21 protein-coding genes are annotated in these 21,579 nt (G+C 55.0%); 11 read left to right on the plus strand and 10 right to left on the minus strand.

Annotated elements, in window-relative coordinates; genetic code table 11:
- Window positions 1–144 precede the first annotated feature (144 nt).
- Window positions 145–1,077 carry a LysR substrate-binding domain-containing protein gene (locus SOM40_RS18245; protein ID WP_320530503.1) on the plus strand — a complete coding sequence of 311 codons (933 nt, stop codon included), beginning with the start codon at window positions 145–147 and terminating at the stop codon, window positions 1,075–1,077.
- Here the strand turns inward: SOM40_RS18245 and SOM40_RS18250 are convergent.
- On the minus strand, window positions 1,074–1,232 hold the full coding sequence (locus tag SOM40_RS18250; RefSeq protein WP_032613478.1) for a YqaE/Pmp3 family membrane protein: 159 nt from the start codon (window positions 1,230–1,232) through the stop codon (window positions 1,074–1,076). The genes SOM40_RS18245 and SOM40_RS18250 overlap by 4 nt on opposite strands.
- A gap of 222 nt (window positions 1,233–1,454) precedes the next feature.
- On the opposite strand from SOM40_RS18250, the gene SOM40_RS18255 reads away from it, so the two are divergent.
- Window positions 1,455–1,634: a GDFGVC terminal motif YodC-like protein gene (locus SOM40_RS18255; RefSeq protein WP_106994919.1), complete on the plus strand. Its 180-nt coding sequence runs from the start codon at window positions 1,455–1,457 to the stop codon at window positions 1,632–1,634.
- A gap of 42 nt (window positions 1,635–1,676) precedes the next feature.
- On the opposite strand, the gene stpA is transcribed toward SOM40_RS18255, so the two are convergent.
- Entirely contained in the window at window positions 1,677–2,081 is a 405-nt protein-coding gene (gene stpA, locus SOM40_RS18260) for a DNA-binding protein StpA (RefSeq protein WP_106995043.1), read from the minus strand.
- Window positions 2,082–2,585: 504 nt separating this feature from the next.
- On the opposite strand from stpA, the gene alaE reads away from it, so the two are divergent.
- A complete protein-coding gene (gene alaE, locus SOM40_RS18265; protein ID WP_320530504.1) occupies window positions 2,586–3,035 on the plus strand; it encodes an L-alanine exporter AlaE in 450 nt (149 codons plus the stop codon).
- A gap of 32 nt (window positions 3,036–3,067) precedes the next feature.
- On the opposite strand, the gene SOM40_RS18270 is transcribed toward alaE, so the two are convergent.
- Entirely contained in the window at window positions 3,068–3,412 is a 345-nt protein-coding gene (locus tag SOM40_RS18270) for a DUF2002 family protein (protein WP_106994917.1), read from the minus strand.
- 161 nt (window positions 3,413–3,573) lie between these two features.
- Between SOM40_RS18270 and SOM40_RS18275 the strand changes: the two genes are divergently transcribed.
- From SOM40_RS18275 to nrdF, 5 genes are all read left to right on the plus strand, one after another.
- Entirely contained in the window at window positions 3,574–3,900 is a 327-nt protein-coding gene (locus SOM40_RS18275; RefSeq protein ID WP_106994916.1) for a DUF883 family protein, read from the plus strand.
- A 242-nt stretch (window positions 3,901–4,142) separates the two neighbouring features.
- Window positions 4,143–4,388 carry a glutaredoxin-like protein NrdH gene (gene nrdH / locus SOM40_RS18280; RefSeq protein WP_320530505.1) on the plus strand — a complete coding sequence of 82 codons (246 nt, stop codon included), beginning with the start codon at window positions 4,143–4,145 and terminating at the stop codon, window positions 4,386–4,388.
- The gene (gene nrdI, locus SOM40_RS18285) at window positions 4,385–4,795 is read left to right on the plus strand and encodes a class Ib ribonucleoside-diphosphate reductase assembly flavoprotein NrdI (RefSeq protein ID WP_077226180.1); all 411 of its coding nucleotides are present in this window, start codon (window positions 4,385–4,387) and stop codon (window positions 4,793–4,795) included. Before nrdH ends, nrdI begins: the two co-directional genes overlap by 4 nt.
- Window positions 4,768–6,912 (plus strand): class 1b ribonucleoside-diphosphate reductase subunit alpha, encoded by a 2,145-nt coding sequence (gene nrdE, locus SOM40_RS18290; RefSeq protein ID WP_320530506.1) that lies wholly within the window; start codon window positions 4,768–4,770, stop codon window positions 6,910–6,912. Before nrdI ends, nrdE begins: the two co-directional genes overlap by 28 nt.
- A gap of 9 nt (window positions 6,913–6,921) precedes the next feature.
- Complete coding sequence (nrdF, locus tag SOM40_RS18295; protein ID WP_262672595.1) at window positions 6,922–7,881, plus strand: class 1b ribonucleoside-diphosphate reductase subunit beta; 960 nt, start codon at window positions 6,922–6,924, stop codon at window positions 7,879–7,881.
- A gap of 41 nt (window positions 7,882–7,922) precedes the next feature.
- Here the strand turns inward: nrdF and SOM40_RS18300 are convergent, their stop codons facing one another.
- A complete protein-coding gene (locus SOM40_RS18300) occupies window positions 7,923–8,792 on the minus strand; it encodes an aldo/keto reductase (protein ID WP_320530507.1) in 870 nt (289 codons plus the stop codon).
- A 162-nt stretch (window positions 8,793–8,954) separates the two neighbouring features.
- Here SOM40_RS18300 and SOM40_RS18305 point away from each other — a divergent pair, with 162 nt between their 5' ends.
- On the plus strand, window positions 8,955–9,854 hold the full coding sequence (locus tag SOM40_RS18305) for a LysR family transcriptional regulator (protein WP_106994910.1): 900 nt from the start codon (window positions 8,955–8,957) through the stop codon (window positions 9,852–9,854).
- Window positions 9,855–9,902: 48 nt separating this feature from the next.
- Here the strand turns inward: SOM40_RS18305 and SOM40_RS18310 are convergent, their stop codons facing one another.
- Entirely contained in the window at window positions 9,903–10,694 is a 792-nt protein-coding gene (locus SOM40_RS18310) for a carboxymuconolactone decarboxylase family protein (RefSeq protein WP_414672283.1), read from the minus strand.
- Window positions 10,691–11,185 (minus strand): (R)-mandelonitrile lyase, encoded by a 495-nt coding sequence (locus SOM40_RS18315; protein WP_370635155.1) that lies wholly within the window; start codon window positions 11,183–11,185, stop codon window positions 10,691–10,693. The genes SOM40_RS18310 and SOM40_RS18315 overlap by 4 nt, the downstream gene beginning before the upstream one ends.
- 383 nt (window positions 11,186–11,568) lie before the next feature.
- On the opposite strand from SOM40_RS18315, the gene SOM40_RS18320 reads away from it, so the two are divergent.
- Complete coding sequence (locus tag SOM40_RS18320) at window positions 11,569–13,818, plus strand: sensor domain-containing phosphodiesterase (protein ID WP_320530509.1); 2,250 nt, start codon at window positions 11,569–11,571, stop codon at window positions 13,816–13,818.
- Between the two features lie 6 nt (window positions 13,819–13,824).
- Complete coding sequence (locus SOM40_RS18325; RefSeq protein ID WP_320530510.1) at window positions 13,825–15,276, plus strand: GGDEF domain-containing protein; 1,452 nt, start codon at window positions 13,825–13,827, stop codon at window positions 15,274–15,276.
- Between the two features lie 121 nt (window positions 15,277–15,397).
- Here the strand turns inward: SOM40_RS18325 and cspE are convergent, their stop codons facing one another.
- From cspE to hypF, 4 genes are all read right to left on the minus strand, one after another.
- Complete coding sequence (cspE, locus tag SOM40_RS18330) at window positions 15,398–15,610, minus strand: transcription antiterminator/RNA stability regulator CspE (RefSeq protein ID WP_106994905.1); 213 nt, start codon at window positions 15,608–15,610, stop codon at window positions 15,398–15,400.
- 400 nt (window positions 15,611–16,010) lie between these two features.
- Window positions 16,011–18,158 carry a formate dehydrogenase subunit alpha gene (fdhF, locus tag SOM40_RS18335; protein WP_320530511.1) on the minus strand — a complete coding sequence of 716 codons (2,148 nt, stop codon included), beginning with the start codon at window positions 18,156–18,158 and terminating at the stop codon, window positions 16,011–16,013.
- A gap of 161 nt (window positions 18,159–18,319) precedes the next feature.
- On the minus strand, window positions 18,320–19,339 hold the full coding sequence (locus SOM40_RS18340) for a HoxN/HupN/NixA family nickel/cobalt transporter (RefSeq protein ID WP_320530512.1): 1,020 nt from the start codon (window positions 19,337–19,339) through the stop codon (window positions 18,320–18,322).
- Between the two features lie 14 nt (window positions 19,340–19,353).
- The gene (hypF, locus tag SOM40_RS18345) at window positions 19,354–21,579 is read right to left on the minus strand and encodes a carbamoyltransferase HypF (protein WP_320530513.1); all 2,226 of its coding nucleotides are present in this window, start codon (window positions 21,577–21,579) and stop codon (window positions 19,354–19,356) included.

The raw sequence follows: 21,579 nt of genomic DNA on the forward strand, positions 1-21,579 counted from the left end.
CCTTAAACTGCATTCTGCTTATGTTTAAGCAGCCCTTGCGCCGCGCGGCCTGCAGCAAATTAACAGAACTGTGACCGACATCAAGTGAGTTGTAACTGCGTTGTTAAAATATGTTCAAAACTGATGGGTGTCCGGAGCCATGATATGAATTCCATCTTTACCGAAGAGAACCTGCTGGCCTTCACCACCGCGGCGCGTTTTGGCAGCTTCAGCAAAGCCGCCACCGAGCTGGGGGTGACCACCTCGGCCATCAGCTACACCATCAAACGGATGGAGACCGGCCTCGACGTGGTGCTGTTTGTGCGTAACACCCGCAGCATCGAGCTGACCGAATCGGGGTTCTACTTCTACCGCAAAGCCATAGACCTGCTGAATGACTTCCACGCCATCAAGCGCGGGATCGACACCATCTCGCAGGGCATTGAGACCCGGGTGCGGATCTGCATCAATCAGCTGCTCTACACCCCACATCACACCGCCCGCCTGTTGCAGGTGCTGAAAAAGCAGTTCCCTACCTGCCAGATCACCGTCACCACCGAGGTGTACAACGGCGTCTGGGATTCGATCATCAATAACCAGGCGAATATCGCCATCGGTGCCCCGGATACTCTGCTGGACGGCGGCGGGATCGATTACACCGAGATTGGCGCCATCCGCTGGGTGTTTGCCATCGCCCCGGACCATCCGCTGGCACTGGCCCCGGAGCCGCTGGCCGAGAGCCAGCTGCGGCTGTACCCCAACATCATGGTGGAAGACACCGCCCACACCATCAACAAAAAAGTGGGCTGGCTGCTGCACGGTCAGGAGGCGATTCTGGTCCCGGATTTTAATACCAAGTGTCAGTGTCAGATTCTGGGGGAAGGGATTGGGTTTTTACCGGAGCATATGGCGAGAGAGGCGATGAAGGCGGGACTGCTGGTCACGCGACGGATTAATAACCCGCGCCAGGACTCGCGCATGCTGCTCGCCACGCAGCATGCGGCTACCGGCCAGGTCACCCGCTGGATCAAACAGCAGTTTGCGCCCCAGGGGGTGTTGACCGGGATCTACAGCGATTTACTGTGGCGAGATTATTAGCTGCGGCTCTGGACCCAGAACGCGTGGATCAGGCCCGGGATGTAGCCCAGCAGCGTCAGGATGATGTTCAGGATAAACGCCCAGCCAAAGCCTTTGCCCAGCAGCACGCCAAGGGGCGGTAAAATAATGGTAATTACGATACGCCAGAAACCCATAAATTCTCCATGCAAGCAGTCAGGCCATTGTATAAAAAGAGATTTTAACTCTAAGCGTAGTGAGTCTACGCAGACCTGCCAGCGTTCGCGTGCAGTTTTACCCTCTTTTACCCTCTTTACACAGGTTTAGGCTGGCGATTTAGGAGTAATCCGCGCGGGACGCTGTACCCCGGCCTGCGTGTGGGCTACTGTTAGGGTCGAAACAATCATGAGGAGATAACCATGTTTTCTGTTGGCGATTATGTACAACCGCGTATGGGCGGCCCGAAACTGAAAGTGATCGAAGTGCACGACGATCAGATTGTGGCGGTGCAGGCGAGTAACGAACAAGGTGAGAAATTCACCCTGAAGGCAGCGGACGTGACGCTGTATAAAGAAGAAGGTGATTTTGGCGTCTGCTAAGCAGACGCTGGCGGGCGGTGTTATTCCGCCCGCAGGCAGAGATTAAATCAGGAAATCATCCAGGGATTTGCCTTCTGCCAGTGCCGTGGCAATAGGCTTCGGCGTACGGCCCTGACCGGTCCAGGTTTTTTCCTGACCATCAACATCGGTAAAGCGATATTTTGCCGCACGCGCCTGGCGTTTTTTCGGCTGCGCCGGGGTGTTCAGCAGATCGGAACCCAGCAGATCTTCTGCTGAAATACCGTCGGCTTTCATTTTTTCCAGCAGGGCGTTAATTTTCTCACTCTGCGCGGCACGCTGCTGTTCAACTTCAGCCTGTTCATTACGTTTCTCTTCCGTGACGATGCGCAGCTTTTCGAGCATATCTTCCAGCACGTCCAGCGAGAATTCGCGCGCCGTTGCGCGCAGGGTACGAATATTATTAAGATTCTGTAACAGCGAAGTCATATTAAATGAAAACCTTTTCAAGTCGATAAAATAAGCAATAGCGGCCATGGTAATTCATTTGTTTATGAACATCCAGACAACAGCGCACGAAAATATAATTTATGTCAAATTAAATCAAATATAGAAAATATAAAGCGCGGTGCTTCTCTTTTTGTATGATTTATCCTGATAAACCGTTTGATGATTATTTAATTCCTGAACATTTCCAGGGAAATTTCCCGTAAATCCCCCCCTGAACACATCGCCTGTCAGACGCTGAGAAATAAAAACATAACCCGTTGTTTGTCATCAGGAAAGTCAAAGAGCGAAGAGAAAATGCCGCCGCGCTGGTAAAACCGATTCGTTTAGAGAATTTTAGGGACAAAACGCCATTAAATAAAAATTTATCACTAATTGTAGGTTTCAATGTAGAGAGATACGCTATACACGAAAAATAAAGCAAACTAAAGCACTAACCTAACCCGCTTTAGCCTCTCTGTTATACGACCTTCAAGGAGTCAGGACATGTTCTCTCGGCAGTCTCGCCTGCGCCACGCGGTAGCGGATACCTTTGCCATGGTGGTCTACTGTTCGGTGGTGAACATGCTGATTGAAATATTCCTCTCCGGAATGAGCTTCGAGCAGTCGCTTTCTTCCCGACTGGTGGCGGTCCCGGTGAATATCCTTATTGCATGGCCCTACGGTTTCTACCGTGATGCGGTGATGCGCATTGCCCGTCGCTACTCGCCTTCCGGCTGGATGAAAAACCTGGCGGACGTGGTGGCCTATGTCACCTTCCAGTCGCCGGTCTATGTCGCGATTCTGCTCACGGTAGGCGCCGACTGGCACCAGATCGCCGCGGCGGTAAGTTCGAATATCGTGGTGTCGATGCTGATGGGGGCGGTGTACGGCTATTTCCTCGATTACTGCCGACGACTGTTCAAAGTCAGCCAGTATCATCAGGTCAAAGCGTAAGGCACAGCGACTGGCGAAAGCCAGTCGCGTCGTTATTGCGAGTCGCCAAACAGGCCTTTCAGAAAACGTTCCAGCGCCATGCGGGAGCTGAAGCCGTGGGGAATACCATAATGCTCCTGGTTGTTGCCCCCTAAATAGAGCGGGAACTGCTGATAATGGTCGCTGGTTTTCATCTCTGACGCAGGATCCGCAAAGGTAAGACTTTTCTCTTTCAGCGTCGGGTGAATGATCAGCGCCGTGCGCCCCATACGGGCTTCCCGGTTCACATAAACATAATTATCGCCACGACGGTACCCGTATGCTTTTTGGGTTACCACATCCACGGTAAATCCCGCTTTTTCAAGTTCGCGCGCAACCTCATCGGGTCGTAAATACATATTCTTTCCTCGTTATCATTTCCTGCGGGGCAACCTTACCGTATTCAGCAATAGCAGCGCTTTCAGAAAAATCCATAAACGGCCTGATAAGCCGTGACCGGCTTCAGATATTAAAAAGGTGGTCTAAACTGTTAATTACCGCAAATTCAAGGGAGATGCATATGTTTAACCGTTCAAACCGAAACGATGTTAATGACGATGTTCAGGATATCCATAGCGATGTCAGTAAATTAGCGGATTCGCTGGAGAGCGTTTTGAAATCCTGGGGATCGGATGCGAAGGGCGAAGCGGATGACGCCAGACGTAAAGCTAAGTCGCTGCTGCGCGAAACCCGTGCGCGTCTGCAGGGTCGTTCCACCGGCAAGCAGGCTGCCTGCGATGCTATCGGCTGCGCGAACACCTTTATCCGTGAACGTCCGATGTGTGCGGTAGGTACCGTCGCCGCGGTAGGGATCTTTATCGGCGCGCTGCTCGCCCTGCGCAAATAATCCCCGATCCGGCTCAATCCTTCTCAGCCCCCATGCCCTGTGGTATGGGGGTTTTTCTTTTTTTTAGCCCGTGCGTTCCCTCTCCCGCTGAACCTGACAACGACAGTCAATCTGGCAAATTTTCCCATATCTTGTATGGTTGAAACTTAAGACAACTACATCTAGTATTCCTTTAAGAAAGACAGACTCTGGGTGACGCACTCACTGGCGTCGGACTCCTATTCTAGATGGAAACACGAATCATGCGCATTATTATTTACACTCGAAACGACTGTGTGCAGTGCCATGCCACCAAACGCGCCATGGAGAGCCGGGGCGTGACCTTTGAAATGGTGAATGTTGACCTGGTGCCTGACGCGGCAGAGACGCTCAAAGCCCAGGGGTTCCGTCAGCTGCCGGTGGTGATCGCCGGGGAGACCAGCTGGTCCGGCTTCCGCCCGGATCTGATTAACCGTCTCCCGCAGCCAGCCCAGGCCGCCCGGGCATGAGCCTGCTCGTCTACTTCTCCAGCAGCTCGGAGAACACGCACCGTTTTATCGAGCGTGTCGGGCTGCCCGCCGTACGTATTCCGCTCAACGAGCGGGAGCGGATCCAGGTAGACGAGCCTTTTATTCTGGTGGTGCCCAGCTACGGCGGGGGTGGAACGGCCGGGGCGGTGCCGCGGCAGGCGATCCGCTTTCTCAACGACCCGCATAACCGGGCGCTGATCCGTGGGGTGATTGCCGCCGGCAACCGTAATTTCGGTGAGGCGTTTGGCCGCGCCGGGGACGTCATCTCACAAAAATGCGGCGTGCCGTACCTCTATCGCTTCGAGCTGATGGGGACCCAGCAGGACGTCGACAATGTGCGTAAAGGAGTGAACGAATTTTGGCAACGACAACCGCAGAGCGCGTAATGCAGAGATCGACCGATTTCCATGCGCTGAACGCCATGCTGAACCTGTACGATCGGGACGGGAAGATCCAGTTCAGCAAAGATCATGAGGCGGTAGACGCCTTTTTTAACGCCCACGTCTACCCCAACAGCATGGCCTTTGCCAGCCCGCAGGCGCGTCTCGACTACCTGGTCAGCGAGCGCTATTACGACCCCCGGGTATTGTCGCGCTACGACAGCGACGTTGTGCTGAGCCTGTTCGCCCACGCGCACGCCAGCGGTTTTCGTTTCCAGACCTTCCTCGGCGCCTGGAAGTTTTACACCAGCTACACGCTGAAAACCTTTGACGGCAAGCAGTACCTCGAGCACTTCGAGGATCGGGTGGTGATGGTGGCTCTGACCCTCGCCCAGGGGGATGAGGCCCTCGCCCGCCAGCTCACTGACGAGATGCTCGCCGGACGCTTTCAGCCCGCGACGCCCACCTTCCTCAACTGCGGCAAAGCCCAGCGTGGGGAGCTGGTCTCCTGCTTCCTGCTGCGCATTGAGGACAATATGGAGTCAATTGGCCGGGCGGTGAACTCAGCGTTACAGCTCTCCAAACGCGGCGGCGGCGTGGCGTTTCTCCTCTCCAACCTGCGGGAAGCGGGGGCGCCAATCAAGCGCATTGAGAACCAGTCCTCGGGGGTGATTCCGGTGATGAAAATGCTGGAAGATGCCTTCTCCTACGCCAACCAGCTCGGCGCACGCCAGGGGGCCGGGGCGGTCTATCTTCACGCTCATCACCCGGATATCCTGCGTTTCCTCGATACCAAACGCGAAAACGCCGACGAAAAGATCCGCATCAAAACCCTGTCGCTAGGGGTGGTGATACCGGATATCACCTTCCGGCTGGCGAAGGAGAACGCCGACATGGCGCTGTTCTCCCCCTACGACGTGGAGCGCCTCTACGGCAAGCCGTTTGGCGATGTGGCGGTGAGCGAACTGTATGACGAAATGGTGGCGGACGCGCGGGTCCGGAAGACCTGGCTCAACGCCCGCGACTTCTTCCAGCGGCTGGCGGAGATCCAGTTTGAGTCCGGCTATCCATACATCATGTATGAAGACACGGTGAACCGCGCCAACCCCATTGCCGGGCGCATCAACATGAGCAACCTGTGCTCTGAGATTTTGCAGGTCAACAGCCCCTCGACCTACGATGAGGATCTGGACTACACCCGAGTCGGGCACGATATCTCCTGCAACCTGGGCTCGCTGAATATTGCCCACACCATGGATTCGCCGGACTTTGGCCGCACCGTCGAGACCGCGGTGCGCGGCCTGTCGGCGGTGTCGGACATGAGCCACATCCGCAGCGTGCCGTCGGTGGAGGCCGGGAATGCCGCCTCCCACGCCATCGGCCTCGGGCAGATGAACCTCCACGGTTATCTGGCAAGGGAGGGGATCGCCTACGGCAGCCCGGAGGGGCTGGACTTCACCAACCTCTACTTCTACACCATCACCTGGCACGCCCTGCATACCTCGATGATGCTGGCCCGGGAAAAGGGGCAGCGTTTCGCGGGCTTTGAACAATCGCGCTACGCCAGCGGGGAGTACTTTAATCAGTATCTGGAAAACGACTGGCAGCCGAAAACAGAGAAGGTGCGCGCCCTGTTCGCCCGGGCGGGTGTGACCCTGCCGACGCGGGAGATGTGGCAGCAGCTGCGGGACGACGTGATGCAGTACGGCATTTACAACCAGAACCTGCAGGCGGTGCCACCCACCGGGTCGATCTCGTACATCAACCATGCGACATCCAGCATTCACCCTATCGTGTCGAAAATCGAGATCCGCAAGGAGGGCAAAACCGGACGCGTTTACTACCCTGCCCCGTTTATGACCAACGAGAATCTGGCCCTGTATCAGGACGCCTACGAGATCGGCCCGGAAAAGATTATTGATACCTATGCCGAGGCGACGAAGCACGTCGACCAGGGGCTGTCGCTGACGCTGTTCTTCCCGGATACCGCTACCACCCGCGACATCAATAAAGCGCAGATTTACGCGTGGAAGAAAGGGATCAAAACCCTGTACTACATTCGCCTGCGCCAGCTTGCGCTGGAAGGCACAGAAACAGAAGGCTGCGTGTCCTGCGCGCTGTAAGGAGAGAGGATGAAACTGTCACGGGTACAGGCCGTTAACTGGAACAAGATTGAAGACGATAAGGATCTGGAGGTGTGGAACCGCCTGACCAGCAACTTCTGGCTGCCGGAAAAGGTGCCCCTGTCGAATGACGTCCAGGCCTGGGCCACCCTGAGCCACGCCGAGCAGCAGCTCACCATTCGCGTCTTTACCGGCCTGACCCTGCTCGACACGGTGCAGAACACGGTGGGCGCGCCGGGGCTGATTGCCGATGCGCTGACCCCGCATGAAGAGGCGGTGATGTCGAACATCAGCTTTATGGAGGCGGTTCATGCCCGCTCCTACAGCTCGATTTTCTCGACGCTCTGTCAGACCAAAGACGTAGATGCCGCCTACCGCTGGAGCGAAGAGAGCGACGCGTTGCAACGTAAAGCCCAGCGAGTACTGGAACAGTATCGCGCCGACGAGCCGTTAAAGAAGAAGATCGCCAGCGTGTTTCTGGAGTCGTTCCTGTTTTACTCCGGCTTCTGGCTGCCGATGTACTGGTCGAGCCGGGGCAAGCTGACCAACACCGCGGATCTGATCCGCCTCATCATCCGCGACGAGGCGGTACACGGGTATTACATCGGCTATAAGTACCAGAAAGGGCTGGAGAAGGTCAGCGAGGCGGAGCGGGAGGCGTTAAAAGGCTTTGCGCTGGATCTGCTGATGGATCTGTATGACAACGAGCTGGCCTATACCGAGGAGTTGTACGCCGGAACCGGCTGGGAGGAGGATGTGAAGGCCTTCCTCTGCTACAACGCCAACAAGGCGCTGATGAACCTCGGCTACGAGGCGCTGTTCCCGCCGGAGATGGCCGAGGTGAACCCGGCGATCCTCGCCGCGCTGTCACCGAACGCCGACGAAAATCACGATTTCTTCTCCGGATCGGGCTCGTCATACGTGATGGGTAAAGCGGTCGAGACCGAGGATGAGGACTGGAATTTCTGAGGGTTTCACCCCGACAAGGGGTGAAACAGGGGCGCAACGGCTCAGTCGTGAATTTTGACGCCCAGGCAACCGCGAACAAAGTCGGGATTAAAATGCTTCACGGACTCCCCGACGTAACCCAGGTCGAGGGCGTCGATCTGGGCCATTTCGCTCTCCGTCAGGGAGAAATCCCAGATGGCAAAATTCTCTTCAATGCGCTCCTGATGGGTCGATTTTGGAATCACCGTCACGCCGCGCTGGACGTTCCAGCGCAGGACCACCTGAGCAATGGTTTTGTTATGGGCGTCGGCAATGCCCTGCAGCATCTCATTGTCATACGGCTTGTGTCGCCCGCCGCCCAACGGGGCCCAGGCTTCAGGCTGCACGTTGTAATAGCGCATGGTGTCGAGGGCGGCAGGCTGGGCAAAGTACGGATGCAGTTCGACCTGATTGACCATCGGCCTGATTCGGACGGTTTCACAGAAGTTGGCTAATACATGGGCATAAAAATTGGACACCCCAATCGCTTTCAGTTTACCGGCTTCATAGGCCGCTTCCATCGCCCGCCATGCGCTGAAGTAGTCCCGCATGGCCTGATGCAGTAAGTAGAGGTCAAAATACTCTAGTCCCGATTTTTCTAACGACGCCTCGATACCGGCTCTGGCGGTCTCGTAGCTGGCCATGTCCTGTACCCACAGTTTTGAGGTGATGAACAATTCCTCGCGGGTGCACAGACCTTCGGCAATGGCTTCACGCACGGCGTCGCCCACGGCATCTTCATTGCCATAGACCGCAGCGGTATCGATCAGACGGTAGCCTGCACGGATCGCGCTCAACACGGACTGTTTACACTCTTCTTTGTCCGTGACTTGAAAAACACCAAAACCGGCCATCGGCATTTTCAGGCTGTTGCTTAATTCTGCATATTCCACGCTTGCGCTCCTCTGGACTGTCAAACGTCCATTCTAAAATGAAAAGACGACCGTGATTAGGCGGTGGAACCTGATATGACTTATGCAAATAATTCATGAATCACTTCCGTTTGACGTTGCGCTACACTGGCGTTTCATTTTTTCGGCAGTAAGGGGCAGAGCGTGGCGCGGGAAAACCTGAATGATTTGATGACGTTTATCGTTGTCGCACGGGAAAAGAGTTTTACCAAAGCGGCGGCCCAGTTAGGCATTTCACAGTCCGCCCTCAGTCACAGCATGCGAACCCTGGAATCCCGTCTGGGGATGAAGCTCCTGACGCGTACCACCCGCAGCATAGCGTTAACCGATATCGGCCAATCCATGCTGGACGATCTGGGTCCTTACATCGATGGCATCCAGGGACGGTTACAGTCGCTGAAGGATCTCAACAGCAAAGCCGCCGGCACCGTGCGCATCTCCACCTCGGATTATGCCATCAGCTCGGTCATCTGGCCGAAACTTGAACCGCTGCTCAGGGACTACCCGGATATTAATCTCGAGCTGATTGATGACTATGCCCTGACGGATATCGTTTCTGGCCGGTTCGATGCCGGAACCCGCCTGGGAGAGCAAATTTCCAACGGCATGATTTCGGTGCGCATTGGCCCGGATGTGCGCTTTGCCGTCGTCGGCTCGCCGGACTATTTTTCCCGCAACCCTTACCCGCAGCATCCTCACGACCTCATCGATCACAATTGCATCAATCTGCGCTTTCCCACCCACGGTAACCTGTACGTCTGGGAGTTCGAGAAAGAGGAAAAATGCCTGAATGTCAAAGTCAGCGGTCAGCTGGTATTCAGCCGTATTTACCAGAATCTCCAGGCGGCTGTGGAAGGGTATGGACTGGCGCATGTTCCGCGGGATATCGCCGAAAAGCACATCGCCCGCGGGGAACTGATTAGCGTGCTCGAAGACTGGTGTCCCTACTGGGAGGGGTATTACATCTACTACCCGGAAAATCGCAATCTGTCGAAAGCGTTCCAGCTGGTGGTGGACGCGCTACGCCATTACAAGCATCCCTGAAAAAACAGGCCCCGCACTGGGGCCTGGTTTATTGGTGCTGTTCCCTTCTCAGGCAGGGTTTCTGCCGGCAAACACCTCTTTAAACACCGGCAATGCTGAGAAGATATTTGGCCAGCCGGCAACAAACGCGAGCTGGGTCAGCACCTCTGAGGCCTGAGTCTGGGTCAAACCATTATCCATCGCGCGATTGAGATGATAAGGCACCTGCGCCACCTGCCCGGCGGTCACCAGGGCGCTGACGGTCACCAGACTTCTGTCCCGGGGCGCCAGGCCTGGCCTCAGCCACAGGTCGAGAAAGAGCGCCTCTGTGGTGTACTTCACGACACCTGGCGCAACCTTGCCAAAGTTTGATTCCACCAGCGTGGCGCGTTGGGTCTCTTTCTCTTGATCCAGAGGCAGCAAAACCACCTTTTCATCTGGCAATGACGCCGCAGCAATATGGCGCTGAGCAAATACGTGACGCGCGACCAGTGCCGCAGAGGTGGCATTTGGCCAACCGGCGTAAAATGCCAGATGGGTAATGGTCTCAGAGATCTCAGTTGGCGTGACCCCACTGTCCAGCGCCACGTTAAGGTAATGAGGAAGCTCGGCGGTATCGTTACGACTGATAAGCGCCGCAACCGTCACCAGACTGCGGTCGCGATGCGACAGTTCCGGGCGGTTCCAGAGATCCTTTTTAATAAAGCGTTCGGAATAGGCCGCCATTGCGGGCGCGACTTCCGCCACTGCGCCCTGCGCATCTTCTGATATCATTTTCGAACTCCTGTTTTGCGTGGTCTGGGAAACGCATCCGCTCATCAATAATAGAGAAACCGTGACCAGCACTGACTTCTTAATCATTCATGTGCTCCTGCCTGCAGATACTGTTCATCCGTGACTTTTTCAAGCCAGTTTACGTTTTCACCTTTCTCATTCGATTCTTGAATGGCGAGATGCACCATCGTGGTTTTATCTGTGGCGCCGTGCCAGTGTTTAACCCCGGGCGGGCATTGAATAACATCCCCTGCGTGGATAGTTTTTCGCTCCCCGCCCCACTGCTGAACCCAGCCCGTGCCCGAGGTAACGACCAGCGTTTGCCCGAGGGGATGGGTATGCCAGTCGGAACGCGCCCCGGGTACGAAGGTGACATACGCTCCTCCCGTCCTTTGCGGTGCGACAGCGGAGAAAAGAGGGTCAATGTAAGCACGCCCGGTAAAGTGCTCAGCGGGTTCGGCAATAGTTGTACGGCTGCCTGTTTCTGACAGTGTCATTTGAGCTGAAGTGGCGGTTTCGCCATGTGCAGACATGCCCGCGAATAACAACAGTGATGCAGCTACAGAGGTGAAACGGATCATCGTACTCTCCTGTTGTGAATGAAACGGTGGATCCGGTACCGGGGAATTTATTTGAACTATTGTTAACAGAATAAAACGACGTGTTAATAGCCATTATCAGAATAGAAAAATGAGACAATTTCATTAATCCCATCGGTCGGTGGTTTGTCGTCGGAAAATGAAGGCTGGCGGGGTTATATTTTTGGAAATATCGCTTTGCACGCTTTCAATTTATAAGGACTATATCTTTATTCGAAAGCGAATAGCGGAAAACCAGGGCAATCATTTTCATAAAAAACAAATTTGCGTTAAGATTAATCTGCATATGATATGCATGTTATCGAACCAGAAGGGATGCCGCACATTGCTTCAGGGTAACTCTAATCTGTAACGAACATTTTATGAAAATTATTGAATCTATAAAGTCTCACTATAATTTATACAAAAGCAGTAAAGTTCTTCACACAGTGATCACATTTATTACGGTATTGCTTTTTCTGCCTGTGTTGCGAGAATTTTCACCGCGCGTGGCGATAGATCATACTGTTATTTACGTGGCGTATCTGCCCATCAGTCTTTTTATCGCACTGGTAGGTATTTATGGTGCCAGCGTGTTGCCCGCGCTAACGCTGGCAACATATTGGTCCTTGCACCGGGAATTGCTCCTCAATGCCACCCAAACCTGGGCGGTGACGCTCAGCCTGATGATCCCCCTTGCGGTTGCCCAGTTTATATTACATAAAAGACTGGGGCGCTATGCCAGAATAGATATCACCAGCAGTACGGGCATTTTTTCCCGGCTGTGGTGTTATGGTTTTATTTATCCTATTCTCGCCCAGGCGGCAATGTATATTGTTGGCGCGCTAACCCTCATCCCGGACGATTTTCAATACTACTTTTCCGCCAGCGAAATTCGTCTATTGATCCTTAATCTGCAAAGCCTGATGATGCCCGCCGTGGTCTTTAGCTCCGGTTTGTACTATTTATTACGATTATTGACCTCATGGAATTACACCCGTAAGTTCTGCACAAAGAATATTCTGGATGCCAGCAATCGAAATGCATTAATCGTCTGGATGCTCGTTATTAGCGTGCTGATTTGTACCTATACGAGCGTCAGCCAGTACCCGGTTATCTCCAGCTATGCTATTCCGCTGGTATTTCTGGCTTTTGTGTACGGCGTCATTAATTTTAGCGCGGCGATCATCTCGCTGACATGGCCGCTTGCCATCTTTATACTTATCACCGGGAATCCTCAGTTTATTAAAACTGTCGAAAAGGGTCAGCTCTTAACCTCTTTCTCCGCCTTTTTTATCGTGTTCACTATCGCTAATGCCTATCTCGCGACGATGAAGCGAAACCTGAAGGAGGCGAACGTAAAAATAACCAGCGCCGCCCTCAGGGAGCCGCTGACCATGCTGCCGAACATGATGCTGTTGAATAAAGATCTGCAGCAGCTTACCCATCCAGCTATGCTCTGTTACGTAAAAATATTTTCTGCCGATAATCTTGATAAGCATCTTGGCTTTACCTTCCGGGTTAACGCCAAGGTCGCCGTTTATTATCTACTGAAAAAATTCCTGCCCAAAAAATGCAGCGTCTATTCCGTTCCGTATGGCGATTTGTTGGTTGTTCTGCCCGAGAAAGAGGGCCGCAGCGTCATGCAGGGGCTGCTGAAGAAACTGAATCAGGCAAAATCCTCTACCAGAGTGAGCGACGTGGACGTGGCGTTCGGCCTCTCCTGGATGACCTTTAACGCGCAGGTAGATTTAAGTAAGTCTATCTCTGAGCTTGATTATCTGGCGACAACCAAAGGCCAGGATCACATTAGTGCGCTGGATAAAAACCTCCATTTCATTGAGCAACATATGACGCTGGATATCGTGTTGTTGCAAAAACTGAAGCACGCCTTGCTTCATAACGACCTCGTGCTGTATGCACAAAAAATAGAACATACTCATTGCGACACCCAATATTATGAGATCCTCTGCAGGATGAAACTCGACGGGAAGATCGTGACGCCGGATAAATTTATTCCGACGATTACGGAGTTTGGTCTGTGCGGACTGCTCGACTTCAAGGTGCTGGAGGCCTTTATCGATTTTTATCATCAAAATGTGCTTACGTGCCAGCACATCCGTTTTTCACTGAATATCACGCCGGAAACACTGGCGGATGAAAATACGGCGGAAAGAATTATCTTCATGTTCGAGAAAAAGAATAAAAAACCGGACAACATTGTATTTGAAGTGACGGAAGAACAGTTGTTCTTAAATGAAAGAAATGTCATCAATAATATTAACAGCTTACGTCATTATGGCTTTGAAATTGCTATTGATGATTTTGGTACCGGGTATGCTAACTATGAAAGGCTGAAAAATCTTGATGCCGATATCGTTAAAATTGACGGGATGTTTATCAGAGAGATTATCAGTAACAGAGTGGATCAGCTGATTGTGAAGTCAATCATTGATATTGCCCGGGCCAGGGGGATGTCTGTCGTGGCTGAGTATGTGGAGACGCAGGAACACAAGGTGTTGTTATCGCAGCTTGGCGTTGATTATCTCCAGGGATATCACATCGCGAAACCGCTGCCGCTGGCGTGCATTATGAAAGAAAAAGCAGCATCCAGTGAAGATTATCCGGAGTAAATGGTTATGTATCTCTTTTCCAGAAAGAAAATCGCCAGCAAAGTCTATTCGATCTCCGCAGCAGTCTGCGTAATATTTTTAGCGATCATGATGGCGTTTATTTCCCTCCATCAAAAGAATGAAGCCATCAAGCTGACCAATGAGGTGCGGGCTAAACTGCTGAACATTTTTGATGAAAATGAAAATATAGCCGATGCGATTACGACCAAATATACCACCTCCCTGCAAAATGGCGGGTGTAAAATCCCGGCGCTGGTACAGGATAATGACCAGTGGCACTGGCAGAAAACCAGCGCCGCCGGGGATCATGGCAGCCTGTTCATGAATACCCAGCCCACTTTAAATGAGCGATGCCTGCTCTCGTCGGCGATTTTTGTGCGGGATAATATTGCGAAAAGCGATCTTTCCACTAAAGAGGGGTTTCGCTATATCATTTCCACACGGCAAAAAATGTTCTATTTTTTTAGTCGCATCGATACAGACAATTTTGCCATTGAAGATTCAATCATGTTCAATAATCTTCAATTCTATATTCCCACCATGCCGGATTACTATAAGCGCAAACTGACTCATAAACTGACGCAAAAGGGCACAGTCGCGACCCCCATTTATCACGACATGATCACTAAATCCAACGCCTACAGCGTGGTGAGTTTTATCTATGACCTGAACAGTAGCAATGTGCCGGTCGCCTACCTGCTCTACGATCACAATCTTGAAGAGCTTCACGGCCTGGCGAATACCCTGTTCCGCCATAATAAATGGGTGAGGATCACGCTGCGTGAGACGGGTAGCCTGAATGAATTGTGCATTTTTGGCTGCGATATCGATCATCATTTCCAGACTAACGTGGAATCAGGGCTGTCATCGCAGTTTAAGGTGATAACCCATATCGACATGTTCGGGTCTGTTTATCACAGCGTGATGTTTAAGCTGCTTATCCCGGTCACCCTGCTGCTGTTTATGCTGATGGTGAAACTGACATCACGCTATCTGACGCGTGTTGCACGACACACGTTAATCGACCACTTAACCGGTCTGTACAGCCGGAAAATCGAATCTGAACTGAAGCCCGCCACCCTTGAAAGACGCTTTTTTGCGCTGGTTGACTGTAATAAATTCAAAATCGTTAATGACAGGTACGGTCATGCCGTTGGCGACAAAGTGCTACAGATGGTCGCCGACGTGATTAAACAGACGATCCGTAAAGAAGATATCGCCATTCGTTATGGCGGGGATGAGTTTCTGATCATTATCAAAACCGAACAGAAAAGCGATGCGCTGCTGGTGATGGAGCGAATCGCTGAAGAGATTGCCCGGCGGTCGATTGGGGTGAATGACGACGTGATAACCAGCACCATTTCATATGGGGTGAGCAGGTTTAACCGGGACCTCAAAACCAGCATCTTATTGGCTGATAAAGAGATGTACAAAATGAAAAAGCGGCAGGCACAATAGTCAGCACATGAAGAAAATAAAAAACCCGCACAAGGCGGGTTTATTTTATTATCAGCGGAGATTAACTGCTCAGGCTATTACCTTCATCGCTATCGTAATAACTACTGATAATTAACGCAGATTACAGGACTGTGACGTTTCCGGCAGCAGGACCTTTCGCGCCATTTTCAATGGTGAAAGAGACTTTCTGGCCTTCTTCCAGCGTTTTGAAGCTGTCGCTCTGGATAGCAGAGAAGTGTACGAAGACATCTTTGCTGCCGTCATCAGGGGTGATAAAGCCGAAACCTTTATCTGCGTTAAACCATTTTACTAAACCAGTCATTTTATTAGACATAGATAATTCCTTAATGATGAGCCACTTAACCGCGGCGATGATGGCCTGTATTGCGAGAGTTACTTACCTGGCACTTAGGAGGAGACTCATGAAGAAGGGTATCTTTGGATAACACTTGAACTGAGGACTGCTTTACTAAAACTGCTTTCGTAAGGTCTGTTTTCCAAACCGATGGCGCTATTAAGACATAGATAAATTAACTGCGCAATGTTTATATTATTTATTTTACCCATGTAAACACCCGGATGGCTGAATGGCTGATGTGTCGCCTGCCCTTTTAATTTTAAGCTTTTCCGATCGAAGGAATATATTCCCAAATAAAGTATGAGCGCAAAAAAAAGCAGCCCCTGAGGGCTGCTGTGTATGATAACGCTCGCCTTTATGCCGGGTGGCGCTGCGCTTACCCTTTTGCCAGTTCCCGCAGGTGCTTTTTCAGCTTGTGATATTCATCAATCACATACTGTTCCGCCCTCTGCTGGTCGGCAATCGGCTCCACACGCACGGCGCAATACTTATACTCCGGCGTTTTGGTAATCGGGCTGAGGTTCTCGGTCACCAGCTCGTTACAGGCACCAATCCACCACTGGTAGGTCATGTACACCGCACCCATGTTCGGGCGATCGCTCACCTGGGCGCGGGTGATGACTTTACCTTTGCGCGACGTGACCCAGACCAGGGCTTCGTCTTCAATACCGAGGCGCTTCGCGTCGGCGGTATTGACCTGCGCATAACCCGGTTCATCCGCCAGCGCGGCCAGCGCCGCACAGTTACCGGTCATCGAGCGGCACGAGTAGTGGCCGACTTCACGCACCGTCGACAGTACCAGCGGGTACTCGTCGGTGAGCTTGTCGATCGGCGCAACCCAGTCGCAGGTATAGAGCTGCCCCAGCCCGTTCGGGGTGGAGAACGCTTTCTCGAACAGGTAATCCGTCCCCTGATCGGCCTCTGACTCGTCCCGGCACGGCCACTGGATATAGCCCAGCTCGCCCATCTTCTCGTAGGTGGCACCGAAGAAATCCGGGCACAGATGACGCAGTTCATCCCAGATCTGCTGGGTGTTGTCATAGTGCATTGGATAGCCCATCCGGGTGGCGATCTCGCTGATGATCTGCCAGTCGGTTTTCAGGTCCCACTTCGGCTCGACCGCTTTGAAGAAGCGCTGGAAACCGCGGTCGGCGGCGGTGTAGACCCCTTCGTGCTCACCCCATGAGGTGGACGGCAGGATCACATCAGCGGCAGCCGCGGTCTTGGTCATAAAGATATCCTGGACAATAACCAGTTCCAGCTCTTCAAAGGCCTTACGCACGGCGGACAGCTCAGCATCCGTCTGGAGCGGATCTTCCCCCATGATGTAGGCAGCACGAACTTCGCCATGCGCAACCCGGTGCGGCAGTTCGCTGATGCGATACCCGGTATGGGCAGGCAGAGCGTCCACGCCCCAGGCTTTGGCGAATTTCGCCCGGTTCTCCGGGTTGTTGATGTACTGATAGCCCGGATAGGTATCCGGCAGCGCACCCATGTCGCACGCGCCCTGAACGTTATTCTGACCGCGCACCGGGTTAACCCCCGCGTACGGCTTGCCGAGATTGCCGGTCAGCAGCGCCAGGCTGGTCAGGGAACGCACGGTTTCCACGCCCTGGTAGAACTGGGTCACGCCCATGCCCCACAGAATGGCGGCGTTTTCCGCTGCGGCATACATCCGTGCCGCCTGACGGATCTCCTGGGCGCTCACCCCGGTGATCGCTTCCACGGACTCCGGCGTATAGCCTTCGACAATTTTGCGATACTCTTCGAAGCCTTCGGTACGGGCCGCCACAAAGGCGCGGTCGTACAGCTGTTCTTCGATAATCACGTGCCCCATCGCATTAAGCAGCGCGATGTTGGAGCCGTTTTTCAAAGCGATATGCATATCGGCAATGCGCGCGGTTTCGATTTTGCGCGGATCGCAGACGATAATCTTCGCCCCTTTGCGTTTGGCTTTGATCACCCGGTTCGCCACGATAGGGTGCGAATCCGCCGGGTTATAGCCGAAAATAAAGACCATATCGGCATTCTCGATGCCAACAATAGAGTTACTCATTGCGCCGTTACCGACCGACTGGTGCAGACCTGCAACCGATGGGCCGTGTCAGACGCGCGCGCAGCAGTCGACGTTATTAGTGCCGACTGCCGCGCGGGCAAATTTTTGCATGATGTAGTTGGTTTCGTTTCCGGTGCCGCGGGATGACCCGGTGGTCATGATCGCATCCGGGCCGTGTGCCGCTTTGATGGCGCTGAGTTTAGTGGCAACGTAATCCAGCGCCTCGTCCCAGGAGACGGCCTCCAGCTTGCCGCCGCGCTCGCGACGGATCATCGGTGATTTCAGGCGCGGGGTCAGGATCTGCGTATCGTTGATAAAATCCCAGCCGTAATAACCTTTCAGGCAGAGATCGCCCTGATTGGTCTTACCCTGTGCCGCTTCAGCCTTGACGACTTTGCCGTTATCGACCACCAGGTTGATTTTGCAACCCGATGCGCAATAGGGGCAAACCGTGACGACTTTCTTCATCGGTAGTTACTCCGTTAGTAATATGTCCTCAGCGGTATGCATGAAGTGTGCCAGCCTGCATTTTGAGGTTAAGTGGCTGAAATACTGGAAAAATGCGGGAGAGGTTTTGCGAAGAGAAAGCCGTTCGTCATAAATGTCATGACGAACGGGCAGCGATGACGTTAGCGGACGACCAGCGCGTCGTAGCCTTTGAAGCGGTAGTTAATCAGCGAGGCGATCCAGCAGAGGATAAACAGCCCGACCACAACAAACCCGGCGTTACCAAGGTTGTCATTCAGCGCGGCCACGCCGTTCCACAGCCCGCCCGTCAGGCCAAACTTATCCGCCAGCAGACCCAGCGCTTCCAGCCCGCCGATAAACAGGGCTACCACCACTGAGGTGCCGGTGATGGTCATGTTGTAGTAGAGCTTGCGCTGCGGCTTGTTGAAGGCCCAGCCGTAAGCACCCACCATAATCAGGTTGTCGAGGGTGTCGATCAGCGCCATGCCGCTGGTAAACAGCAGCGGGAAGACCATGATCGCCCACACCGACATGCCGCTGGAGGCCCCGGCCGCAGAGATCCCCAGCACCCCGATCTCGGTGGCGGTATCAAACCCGAGACCAAACAGAAAGCCCACCAGATACATATGCCAGCTGCGGGTCACCAGGCGGAACGCCGAGCGGAACAGCCAGTTCATCACCCCGCCGCGGGCAAATGACACTTCTTCCGGCACCTTCTCGCCGCGCTTCATTTTGTTAAAGCTGCCCCAGACGTCGCGCAGGATCACCAGATTGACCAGCGCCATCGCCAGCAGGAAAAAGGCCGACACCGCCGTGCCGATCATGCCCCCGGTCTCATGGAACCACTCCATGTTGCGGCTGAAGGCGGTGGCGGTGGCGGCGATGGCGATCGAGGCCAGCACCACGATGGTGGAGTGGCCCAGCGAGAACCAGGCCCCTATCCCGCACGGGCGCTTGCCCTGCTGCATCATCTTGCGGGTGACGTTATCAATGGCGGCAATGTGGTCGGCATCCACCGCGTGACGCAGGCCGTAGCACCAGGCCAGCAGGCTGGCCGCCATCAGCGACGGGGTGGTGTGAAACAGATAAAACGCGGTTCCCCAGGCGACAACATTGGTGACGATCAAGGCCAGCATCAGCGCCATGGCTTTGGGTTGATTATTGAAGTATTTGATAAACATCGTGATATCCCAATTTAAGAAAGAGACGCAGCAGCAATCACTGCCTGTCCAAATGCAATCGCGCCGTCTCCGGCGGGCAAGCGCCCGGGAACCAGCACGGTAAAATCCCTCAGCCAGAACTGCAGGCGTTCCCGCAGGAGCCGGTTATGCATCACCCCACCGCTGCAGACGATGGTGTCGAGGTTACAGCGGCGGGCATGCTCTGCCGCCAGTGTCGCCAGCCCGTTAGCCAGCGCGTCGTGAAATGCCCAGGCGCGTTCCCCGGCAGCGGCCTGCCAGCCCAGCCACTGCTGCCAGAAGGTGGCCATATCCAGCTCGCCGTCGATGATCGGCAGCGTGACCGGGTGGCTGATCGGCCCGCTGCGCTGCGCCAGCGCTTCCAGCCGACAGGCGGCCTCCCCTTCGTAGCTGAGTTGCGCCGGGGCGCAGCCGGTTGCCGCGGCTACCGCGTCAAACAGCCGTCCGGCAGACGAGGCCAGCGGCGAATTGATCCCGCGGGCGATCGCCTGGGCCAGCGGCGACCAGGGTTTATCGGCCAGGTGACTTGCCTCCGGCAAGGTCTGCCACCCGGGGACAAAGGCCTGGAACTGGGCCAGCAGGTTGCGCCACGGCTGACGCGCTGCGAGGTCGCCGCCCGGCAGCGCCACTGCGGGCAGCCCACCGAGCCGGTCGCAGCTGCGGTAGTTGACCCGCAAACACTCCCCGCCCCACAGGGCACCATTTTCCCCCTGGCCCAGCCCGTCAAGCACCAGGGCGATGACATCCCCGCCGTTGCGCGGCCAGCCGTGTTCCGCCAGGCAGGCCGCGGCGTGGGCGTGGTGATGCAGCACCCGATGGTGCGGATACGGCATCTGCTCCCCCAGCCGGGTGGAGCGATAGCCGGGATGGGCGTCGGTCACCACGCCCTCGGGGGTAAACTGCCAGAGATCCTGCAGGGCAGTAAGGGCCTGCTGCCACTGGCCCAGGGCGTCGTCATCGTCCAGATCGCCCAGATGCTGGCTCAGGATCGCCTCCCCGCCGCGCACCAGGCAGAAGGTGTTTTTCAGATCCGCGCCGAGACACAACAGCGACGGCACATTATTAAAGCCGGGCGGCAACGGCAGCGCGTCCGGGACAAAGCCCCGGGAGCGGCGCAGCATGTCGCCGCTGGCACGCAGCACCGAGTCGTCCATGCGCTGAACGATATCGCGGTTGTGCAGCAGCCAGCCGTCGGCGATGCCGTCCAGATCCTGCCTGGCCCGGTCGTTGGTCAGCGCGGGCGGGCAGCCGTTAAGGTTGCCGGAGGTCATCACCAGCGGGCAGTCCAGATCCTGCATCAGCAGGTGCTGGAGCGGATTGGCCGCCAGCATCACCCCCACCTCGTTCAGCCCGGGGGCGATGGCTTCGCAGCAGGCCAGGTTGTGTTTTTCCACCAGCACAATGGGTGCCGCGGTTGAACGCAGCAGGGCCTGAGCTTCTGCCGGAAGCGCAACAGCTAATCGCTGCGGGATCATCACCGCCAGCGGTTTCGCCGGACGCCGCTTGCGCTCGCGCAGCCGGTTCACCGCCTGCTCATTGCGGGCATCGCAGGCCAGATGGAAGCCGCCGAGACCTTTCACCGCCACGATCCCGCCCTGCTTCAGGACGGCCACTGCGGCCTGCAAGGCGCTCTCCTTCTCTTTATGCTCCTCGCCGCACACCCAGCTCAGCTGCGGCCCGCAGTCCGGGCAGGCCACCGGCTGGGCGTGGAAGCGCCGGTCAGCCGGATCGCGATACTCCGCCGCGCAGGCCGGACAGAGCGCAAACTCCGCCATGGTGGTGGCCGGGCGGTCGTAAGGCATCGCCCGGATAATGGTGAAGCGCGGCCCGCAGTGGGTGCAGTTGATAAAGGGATAACGGTAGCGACGCTCGCGCGGATCGTTCATCTCCGCCAGACAGTGCGGGCAGGTGGCGGCATCCGGCACCACCTGGGTGGTCATCTGCCCCTGCCGGCTGGGCAGAATGGTGAAATCCAGCGGGAGCGGCGCCCAGTGCCACGGCTGTTCGCTGATGTCGTCAATTCGCGCCAGCGGCGGGCCTCCGGCGGCCAGCCGGGTGATGAAGTCCTGCGACTCGCCGGTGAGGCGCACCACCACCCCTGCCCCGTCGTTGCAGACGTCGCCCTTCAGCCCCAGCTGTCGGGCCAGTTGCCAGACCCAGGGACGAAACCCCACCCCCTGGACTTTGCCGCGAATGCGCAGCAGCGTGCCGTTTGTACACAT

This window comes from Leclercia sp. CFBP8987 (assembly GCF_034044995.2).
Classification (GTDB): Bacteria; Pseudomonadota; Gammaproteobacteria; order Enterobacterales; family Enterobacteriaceae; genus Enterobacter; species Enterobacter tamurae.

What these genes read in the sequence shown, in the direction of transcription:
- SOM40_RS18245 (WP_320530503.1), top strand. Translation starts at nt 145, where the DNA reads ATGAATTCCATCTTTACCGAAGAGAACCTGCTGGCCTTCACCACCGCG.
- SOM40_RS18250 (WP_032613478.1), bottom strand. Translation starts at nt 1,232, where the DNA reads ATGGGTTTCTGGCGTATCGTAATTACCATTATTTTACCGCCCCTTGGC.
- SOM40_RS18255 (WP_106994919.1), top strand. Translation starts at nt 1,455, where the DNA reads ATGTTTTCTGTTGGCGATTATGTACAACCGCGTATGGGCGGCCCGAAA.
- stpA (WP_106995043.1), bottom strand. Translation starts at nt 2,081, where the DNA reads ATGACTTCGCTGTTACAGAATCTTAATAATATTCGTACCCTGCGCGCA.
- alaE (WP_320530504.1), top strand. Translation starts at nt 2,586, where the DNA reads ATGTTCTCTCGGCAGTCTCGCCTGCGCCACGCGGTAGCGGATACCTTT.
- SOM40_RS18270 (WP_106994917.1), bottom strand. Translation starts at nt 3,412, where the DNA reads ATGTATTTACGACCCGATGAGGTTGCGCGCGAACTTGAAAAAGCGGGA.
- SOM40_RS18275 (WP_106994916.1), top strand. Translation starts at nt 3,574, where the DNA reads ATGTTTAACCGTTCAAACCGAAACGATGTTAATGACGATGTTCAGGAT.
- nrdH (WP_320530505.1), top strand. Translation starts at nt 4,143, where the DNA reads ATGCGCATTATTATTTACACTCGAAACGACTGTGTGCAGTGCCATGCC.
- nrdI (WP_077226180.1), top strand. Translation starts at nt 4,385, where the DNA reads ATGAGCCTGCTCGTCTACTTCTCCAGCAGCTCGGAGAACACGCACCGT.
- nrdF (WP_262672595.1), top strand. Translation starts at nt 6,922, where the DNA reads ATGAAACTGTCACGGGTACAGGCCGTTAACTGGAACAAGATTGAAGAC.
- SOM40_RS18310 (WP_414672283.1), bottom strand. Translation starts at nt 10,694, where the DNA reads ATGATTAAGAAGTCAGTGCTGGTCACGGTTTCTCTATTATTGATGAGC.
- SOM40_RS18320 (WP_320530509.1), top strand. Translation starts at nt 11,569, where the DNA reads ATGAAAATTATTGAATCTATAAAGTCTCACTATAATTTATACAAAAGC.
- SOM40_RS18325 (WP_320530510.1), top strand. Translation starts at nt 13,825, where the DNA reads ATGTATCTCTTTTCCAGAAAGAAAATCGCCAGCAAAGTCTATTCGATC.
- cspE (WP_106994905.1), bottom strand. Translation starts at nt 15,610, where the DNA reads ATGTCTAATAAAATGACTGGTTTAGTAAAATGGTTTAACGCAGATAAA.
- SOM40_RS18340 (WP_320530512.1), bottom strand. Translation starts at nt 19,339, where the DNA reads ATGTTTATCAAATACTTCAATAATCAACCCAAAGCCATGGCGCTGATG.
- hypF (WP_320530513.1), bottom strand. Translation starts at nt 21,579, where the DNA reads ATGTGTACAAACGGCACGCTGCTGCGCATTCGCGGCAAAGTCCAGGGG.